The 2,956-nt window shown below is 43.1% G+C and carries 4 protein-coding genes; 3 read left to right on the forward strand and 1 reads right to left on the reverse strand.

The window, feature by feature from the left end:
* The first annotated feature begins 279 nt into the window (after positions 1–279).
* The 3 genes from ABW391_RS29145 to ABW391_RS29155 all read left to right on the forward strand — a co-directional run bounded on the left by ABW391_RS29145 (position 280) and on the right by ABW391_RS29155 (position 2,744).
* On the forward strand, positions 280–837 hold the full coding sequence (locus ABW391_RS29145) for a hypothetical protein (protein ID WP_353485426.1): 558 nt from the start codon (positions 280–282) through the stop codon (positions 835–837).
* Positions 838–1,767: 930 nt separating this feature from the next.
* Complete coding sequence (locus tag ABW391_RS29150) at positions 1,768–1,995, forward strand: hypothetical protein (protein WP_353485427.1); 228 nt, start codon at positions 1,768–1,770, stop codon at positions 1,993–1,995.
* The gene (locus ABW391_RS29155; RefSeq protein WP_353485428.1) at positions 1,962–2,744 is read left to right on the forward strand and encodes an RpnC/YadD family protein; all 783 of its coding nucleotides are present in this window, start codon (positions 1,962–1,964) and stop codon (positions 2,742–2,744) included. The genes ABW391_RS29150 and ABW391_RS29155 overlap by 34 nt, the downstream gene beginning before the upstream one ends.
* 8 nt (positions 2,745–2,752) lie before the next feature.
* On the opposite strand, the gene ABW391_RS29160 is transcribed toward ABW391_RS29155, so the two are convergent.
* The coding region (locus ABW391_RS29160; RefSeq protein ID WP_353485429.1) for a hypothetical protein at positions 2,753–2,956 on the reverse strand (204 nt) is incomplete at its 5' end.

Consider the following 2,956-nt stretch of genomic DNA (forward strand, 5'->3'; position numbering starts at 1 on the left):
GTGGGTATTTTGAGTGCAAAAACACCAAACAGGTCGTACCTACGGCACTCCATTTAAAACACCAAACATTCCATCGGCGGGTTGACACCCACTGCTACAATTGCCCCGTCGCTACGCGACTGGTTTTTCGGGAACCTAAAAGTTTGTCCAACTTATTTGACATTTGATTTGCATCAAAAGCAAAATCATGGAACTATTTGTGTCTAAAATACATTAATGCACCAAATTAACACACCATTTATCTGAACCTATTTATAAACCAACTTAATACCATAACTTATGGGACAGTACATTTCCACTGGTCTGATTCATGAATTCCGTGCCGACCGCAAAAACGTAGAAAAGTTAGATGTCGACCCAATCATTGCTGCGCGCAAGGTAAGCGAAGCATTTGTAGCTAATTCCTCCAGTTTTGAATGTGTCATCGAAGATGATGAATATTTATGGAGGCTTCATGGAAAAATAGTTGAGGACCAGATGACCAAGTTTCTGGAAGAATATTACGCCGATTTGTATGACAAAGCGTCTTCAGGCTATAAACAACATTGCCAACCCGTTTTGGATCATTTAAACCATTTAAGCTCTGCGGATGAATATTGGGATTGGGCAGATGAAGACGGTGAATATTGCTTTTGCCTGTGCGATTCCAATTATTCAAAAATCAAAATTGATCACCAAGAGTTAGGTATTCGATTTACCCCCATTCGCCTAAGTTTGGAAGGCAAAGTTTTGGTCGAGGACTTTGATTTGCATCAAGCGCTTTTTCAACGTGCCCTGCGGCGAGCTTACTCAGACAATCCTTTTGGAGGCGCTTTGACGGTTAGAATTCTTGGGTAATCTTGAATTTATCGAATGCTCCAAGGCAAATGCATTAAAATTGTTGTCGCAATGCATTGTTTTACTTATACTTATTAACCCCCATCCCCTAAAGGGGAGACCAGCTTACGTTAGGTAAATATTTTACCTTTCTTTGAGCAAAAGTAAGATTTTTTCTTACCTGAAATGTACTCCCCTTTCAGGCAGGGTCGATTAGTTCTATTATTCTGTGCGACGGAAGCCCCGCTAGGGGCGTGATATGGGTAGAATACAAACAACCCCGTTGTTTTTCAGAGTCCCGTAGGGACGAAATATGGGTATTTTGAGGGCAAAAATACCCACATCACGTCCCTACGGGACTTCGGAAACATCGAGAATCACCATTTGTTACCCATATTTCGCCCCTAACAGGGCTTCTTGCCATGCTTAAGCCAGAACCAATCGACCCTGCCTTTCAGGGATCGGGGGTTCTTAAATTCAGCTATAAACATTGCATAGTTTTGAAAATCAAAACCTTGTAGAGATTGTCCAGGCAATTTGTTTTGATGTTTTAATGCGTTTGCACTGCCCCCAACCCCCTGTAAGCAGCAGTCGATTGGTTCTATTCATAAATCCAGCTAAGCCGACAAATCGCGTAGCGATGACTCAATTGTAGCGGCGGGTGTCAGCCCGCCGTCATTGGTGCAACGTGGTGGTGGGAGTGCCGTAGGTACGACCCATTTTGAACCAAACAGGTCGTACCTACGGCACTCCATTCAAAACACCAAACATTCCATCGGCGGGTTGACACCCACTGCTACAATTGCCCCGTCGCTACGCGACTGGTTTTTCGGGAACCTAAAAGTTTGTCCAGCTTATTTGGTATTTGATTTGCATCAAAATAAAAAAATTATTTTGTTTTTATTTTTTTATTAAAAAACAATTAATATCTTTATTGTACAAACCAAATGCATGAACGTTCCTAAAGATACACTCTGGAAAAGCATCATCGAAACCCTCATCGATGACTTTCTTCGGTATTTCTTCCCAGATTATGTGAATCAAATCGACTTTGATCGCGGCTTTGAGTTTTTGGATACCGAACTTCAAAAACTGATTCCAGACAACCCAGGCAAAAGACGCCACGCCGATAAGCTTATCAAAGTATGGTTACTGAGCGGAGTCGAAATGGGTTACTGAGCGGAGTCGAAGTAGGGTTTTTAATCCATGTGGAAGTTCAAGGCTATCAAGATGCCCTGTTTGCACAACGCATGTTTGAATGCATTTACCGCATTCGGGAAAAATTTCAGCGCCCCGTAACCGGATTGGCCATTTATACCGATTGGGACCGAACCTATCATCTTAAGGAGTATAAAGATGTTTTTCTGGGTTCGGAAGTGACCTACAAATTCAATACCTATGTGCTGCTCGATCACCCTCCCTCCGAATTGGCCAAGGATACCAACCCTTTTGCTGCTGTGATGGAAGCCGCATGGCAATTCCTGAAAAAACCCAAAGATCAACAAAAGCTGGCACAGCTAAAACTCGATATGATCCGACGCTTGCTCAAGCGCAATCTCCCCAAAGACCACATTAAGTTCATTATATGGTTCATTTCCCTCTATGTCGACTTTGACAATTCAGAAATAAAAACTAAATTTGAACAGGATTTATTAGTCATCACCAAAGCAACTCAACCAATGGGATTCGAACAAGCCATCCAGGAAGAATTTAAAAAACAGGGCATCGAACAAGGTCTTGAACAAGGCATCGAAATCGGCGAAGCCAAGCGTGATGAAGAACTCCTCAACCATGCTGTGCCTGAAATGCTACAACTAGGGTTAGATGCAGAAAAAATTGCCATGATCCTCAATCTGCCCTTGGAAAGCGTACAAGCAGCTATCGAACGTGCCGCCCAAGATTCAAACAACATACCCAACCAAAACTGACACCGCCTCTACAGCCGTGCTGAACCCACATTTTTTTTAAACCGAGTAAACGAGTTGACGCGGAGTTGCGCGGTTAAATAAAAGCGTGCGGAAATAAGCCACTTTGCAGCAGCGTAAACAACGCAAAAGCGACACCAATGGGAACGCGGATGACGCAGATTCAGCGGATTTCCGCAGATCAAATCCGTGTAAAGGTGGGAGTGCTCAGGTTT

Source organism: Haliscomenobacter sp., assembly GCF_040403615.1.
Classification (GTDB): domain Bacteria; phylum Bacteroidota; class Bacteroidia; order Chitinophagales; family Saprospiraceae; genus Haliscomenobacter.